Below are 4,680 nucleotides of genomic sequence, written 5' to 3' on the forward strand. Positions count from 1 at the left end.
CGGCGGCTCGCCTTGAGTCCGGCCACTCAGGTAACGTGAGTAGTTTTCAATCCCGGAACAATACCCCAGCTCGTTCATCATCTCGATATCAAACTGCGTGCGCTGAGTTATCCGCTGCTCTTCCAACAACTTGTTATTTTCAAGCAGCGTTTTTTTGCGATCAGCGAGTTCCACTTTTATCTGCTCAACCGCTTCCAAGATACGCTCTCGCGGGGTGACATAATGCGTTTTGGGGTAAATGGTACAGCGTGGCATATCTTTGACGCTGACTTGACCGGTCAATGGGTCAAAAACGCTAATGGTTTCAACTTCGTCATCGAAAAGCTCAACTCGGATCGCGTCTTTGTCTGATTCGGCGGGGAAAATATCAATCACTTCACCGCGAACTCGGAATGTGCCGCGCTCAAATGCCAGATCATTACGGGTATATTGGAGTTCCGCGAGACGCTGTAAAATAGTGCGCTGATCCAGAATATCACCGCGCCGGATATGTAACATCATTTTCAGATACGCGTCGGGATCCCCCAAGCCGTAGATGGCCGATACCGACGCCACAATGACGACATCACGCCGCTCCATTAAGGCTTTAGTTGCCGAAAGCCGCATTTGTTCAACCTGATCATTGATTGACGCGTCTTTTTCGATAAAGGTGTCGGTTGAAGGCACATAGGCCTCTGGTTGATAGTAGTCGTAGTAAGAAACGAAATACTCCACCGCGTTATCCGGGAAAAACTCACGCATTTCACCATATAACTGAGCCGCTAGGGTTTTATTGGGCGCCAGTATCATCGTGGGTCGATTCAGTTCCGCAATCACATTGGCCATCGTGAATGTTTTACCTGAGCCCGTTACCCCCAATAATGTTTGATGCGCGAGGCCCGCATCGAGCCCCTCACATAATCGGTGAATGGCTTCAGGCTGATCGCCCGATGGTTGAAAAGCAGAATGCAGCGAAAACGTTTTACTCATGAGGCTGTCCTGTTGGGTCGTCTGACCAAGTCATCTTATTGTCCTGACTCACCTGACGGAGTCAACGACTCTGACTGCTTACTGGTTGCGTGTAAAATGCGATCTTTTTCGCGTAGAGTTCTTGATCTGAAAATCGGACCTAGGTAACCTATCGGTCCTCTTTTGGAACCATTACCCCTCCTTCCCGCAAAAAAATCGCAACATTCAATGATCATCACTGTATTTATCCCCGATACTCAATGACTGACGAAAAAATAATCTGTGCATAATATTGACATTCCGCCTTCGTCATACTCGTGCGCACTTACCCATAAAAAATCAATAAAATCATAACCATAAAAACACAAAACAATTTCGTGATTATCGATGTTTTGCATAAAATCAACCATGTAGCGAGTYTATCAAGATTCACACACATGGTTATCCACAGAATCTGTGGGTAACCACTGAAAGCCCTTGCCTTACTGGGGTGAATAAAAGTCAAGTCCAAGTTCGCATCAATGCTTAATCGATCGCCATTGTGGTGCTTTTATCAACGCCAACGGCTAGCTTTTCAGCAGTCAGTTGAAAAGATGGATTTTCTTAGGGTTGATGAGTTGACACTTTTTCAGGGGCTCGCTAAGATTCGCCCCGTTCTCAAGGCAATTCCCCCATAGTTCAGTTGGTAGAACGGCGGACTGTTAATCCGTATGTCACTGGTTCGAGTCCAGTTGGGGGAGCCAACCTTGAAATCAAAAAGAATACATCAGTAAATCGATTCCCCCTTAGTTCAGTTGGTAGAACGGCGGACTGTTAATCCGTATGTCGCAGGTTCGAATCCCGCAGGGGGAGCCACTTCCTTCATTTTAATTCTACTCTTTCCAAGTCACTGCCTGATCTGCTTCGCAGATTATGACGCTATTTCATCAACGTTGACTGAGCTGTCTGCTTAGACTTGACTATTTTCTCCCTCGAAACAGCCTTCTCATATTGATCGCCCCTTCTGTTCTACCACTACCCTTTACTAAGCCGGTCGCAAATCAAGCGTCACTGATAGCTTACAGCGGGTCAGGCAAAAACCCTGCTTGATGGCGGTTGTTATAGCCGCTTCAAAAGTCGATAATAGGCAGATCACAAAAACACTAAATGATTAAATAGCATGGTTGAGTATTTGTTGCTATTAGTGGGCACTGTCTTGGTCAATAACTTCGTTCTGGTGGAGTTTTTGGGCCTGTGTCCATTTATGGGCGTATCAAAAAAACTAGAGACAGCGATTGGCATGGGCTTAGCCACAACCTTTGTGCTGACCCTGGCATCGGTGAGCTCGTACCTGGTTGAAACCTATATCCTCATTCCGTTAGATCTTGGCTACTTGCGCACACTGAGCTTTATCCTCGTCATTGCCGTGGTCGTGCAGTTCACTGAGATGGTGGTACACAAAACCAGCCCTACGTTACACCGGTTATTGGGCGTTTTCTTGCCACTGATCACCTCAAACTGTGCGGTGTTGGGTGTTGCTTTGCTCAACGTAAAACAGCAGCACAGCTTTATTGAATCCATCATTTATGGTTTTGGTGCGGCTTGTGGTTTCTCGCTGGTGTTGATTCTATTTGCCGCGATGCGTGAGCGTATTGCCGCGGCTGATGTGCCGGCTCCCTTCCGGGGCGCGTCTGTTGCTATGATCACCGCAGGTCTGATGTCGCTCGCCTTTATGGGCTTTACTGGATTGGTGACCTTATCATGAGTGGAATCGTGATCGCAGTGATTGTTATCGCTGCCCTCGCCGCTATTTTCGGCGCAATTCTTGGTTTTGCCTCAATCCGCTTTAAAGTCGAGGCCGATCCCATTGTCGATCAAATTGATGCCATCCTGCCACAAACGCAATGTGGCCAATGTGGTTATCCTGGTTGTCGACCCTATGCCGAAGCGATTGCTAATGGCGATGAAATCAATAAATGTCCCCCTGGCGGGCAACAAACCATCGAGAACCTCGCCAACCTGATGGGCGTTGAGGCGACAGAATTGGCGCATGATGAAGAAAAAAGCATCAAAACCGTTGCCTTTATCCACGAAGAAGACTGCATTGGCTGCACTAAGTGTATTCAAGCGTGTCCTGTTGATGCGATTGTCGGTAGCACCAAAGCCATGCATACCGTGATTGAACAAGATTGCACTGGATGCGATCTCTGTGTAGCACCCTGTCCGACCGATTGCATTGAAATGATCCCCGTCCAGGATACACCAGAAACCTGGAAGTGGCAGCTCGACCAAATTCCGGTAGTAAACATAACCGACAATCAGGGGGCACGCGCCTGATGGAAAGTCTCATTGAACAAATTAAACACGGTCAGATCTGGGATTTTCACGGCGGTATTCATCCACCCGAGCACAAAACCCAATCTAACCAAAACGCGATTCTTGAGCACATACTGCCATCTGAACTGGTTATTCCGTTAAAACAACATATTGGCAGTAAAGGCAAACTACTCGTTAGCCAAGGCGATCAGGTCCTCGCTGGACAAGCTCTCACCGAAACCGACATTCAGCAATGTGTGCCGGTGCATGCTCCAACCTCAGGCACCGTGATTGCAATGGAAGATAGAACCATCGCCCACCCTTCTGGGTTATCCGATCGCTGTGTTGTGATTCAACCGGACGGTAACAATACATGGGGCGCAAAACCCGCTTTTGCTGAGTATCACACCCAAACACCTGAACGCCTGATTGACCATATTCGCGCTATGGGCATTGCGGGAATGGGGGGAGCGGGTTTCCCTACCGCCCGTAAACTACAAACCGGCCTCGCACGAACCGAGATACTGATCATCAACGCCGCCGAGTGTGAGCCCTATATCACCGCCGACGATCGCTTGATGCAAGATTGCGCCGATGAAATCGTCGCGGGCATCCAAATTCTCAACCACATTGTGAAGCCAAAACTGGCGGTGATTGGTATTGAAGATAACAAGCCCGAGGCGATTGCTGCGTTAAATGCCGCTGTCGACGCGGTTGAGGACGACATCCTCATTCAAGTTGTGCCGACCAAATACCCATCAGGGGCTATTGGGCACGCCGATTGGCGAACTATTAGCTCAGCACGGCTATAAAGCGGATAAAAAACAGCCACGGGTGATTATTGGCGGCCCGATGATGGGCTTTACGGTGCCTCACGCTAAGGTGCCCATCACCAAAACGACTAACTGTGTGTTGGTGCCAACCCGCAAAGAAATAGCACCAGCCAAACAAGAAATGGCCTGTATTCGGTGCAGTGCCTGTGCCGATGTGTGCCCCGCGCATCTTCTCCCGCAGCAGCTGCAGTGGTACGCGAAAGATCAAGACTATGACAAATGCCAAGACTACGATCTATTTGATTGTATTGAATGTGGCGCGTGTGCCTACGTCTGTCCTAGTGAGATTCCGCTGGTGCAATATTATCGCCAAGCCAAAGCCGAAATCCGCGAGATTGAAGCAGAAAAAGAGGCGGCCGAACGGGCGCGCCAACGCTTTGAAGCCAAAAAAGCGCGGATGGAACGAGAAAAACAAGAGCGAGAAGAAAAACACCGCCAAGCAGCGGAACGTCGCAAACAAGCCGCACAGCAAAATGCCGGCTCTGGCGATGCCTTAAACGCTGCAGTTGAACGGGTGAAGGCGTAAAAAGCGGCGCAATCGGCGGATAACGACGTGAAACCCGCAGTCGCCGCTGCGATTGCACGCGCAAAAGCCAAGCAAGCC

3 protein-coding genes, 2 tRNA genes and 1 pseudogene are annotated in these 4,680 nt (G+C 49.2%); 5 read left to right on the forward strand and 1 reads right to left on the reverse strand.

Annotation, left to right across the window (positions count from 1 at the left end):
• Positions 1-969, reverse strand: a 969-nt coding sequence (locus tag BZG79_RS11890; RefSeq protein ID WP_199877779.1) for a DEAD/DEAH box helicase family protein, incomplete at its 3' end; no start/stop codon positions are given.
• 646 nt (positions 970-1,615) lie between these two features.
• On the opposite strand from BZG79_RS11890, the gene BZG79_RS11895 reads away from it, so the two are divergent.
• From BZG79_RS11895 to BZG79_RS11915, 5 genes and pseudogenes are all read left to right on the forward strand, one after another.
• Positions 1,616-1,691 (forward strand) — tRNA-Asn (locus BZG79_RS11895).
• 36 nt (positions 1,692-1,727) lie between these two features.
• Positions 1,728-1,803: transfer RNA gene (locus BZG79_RS11900), tRNA-Asn, on the forward strand.
• Positions 1,804-2,107: 304 nt separating this feature from the next.
• The gene (gene rsxA / locus BZG79_RS11905; protein WP_021022315.1) at positions 2,108-2,692 is read left to right on the forward strand and encodes an electron transport complex subunit RsxA; all 585 of its coding nucleotides are present in this window, start codon (positions 2,108-2,110) and stop codon (positions 2,690-2,692) included.
• Positions 2,689-3,264: an electron transport complex subunit RsxB gene (gene rsxB / locus BZG79_RS11910; RefSeq protein ID WP_021022314.1), complete on the forward strand. Its 576-nt coding sequence runs from the start codon at positions 2,689-2,691 to the stop codon at positions 3,262-3,264. Before rsxA ends, rsxB begins: the two co-directional genes overlap by 4 nt.
• Positions 3,264-4,680: pseudogene (locus BZG79_RS11915) on the forward strand (RnfABCDGE type electron transport complex subunit C); the annotation flags it as partial. The gene rsxB and the pseudogene BZG79_RS11915, both read left to right, overlap by 1 nt.

Source organism: Salinivibrio sp. MA427 (assembly GCF_001996115.1).
GTDB lineage: Bacteria > Pseudomonadota > Gammaproteobacteria > Enterobacterales > Vibrionaceae > Salinivibrio > Salinivibrio costicola.

What these genes read in the sequence shown, in the direction of transcription:
- rsxA (WP_021022315.1), top strand. Translation starts at nt 2,108, where the DNA reads ATGGTTGAGTATTTGTTGCTATTAGTGGGCACTGTCTTGGTCAATAAC.
- rsxB (WP_021022314.1), top strand. Translation starts at nt 2,689, where the DNA reads ATGAGTGGAATCGTGATCGCAGTGATTGTTATCGCTGCCCTCGCCGCT.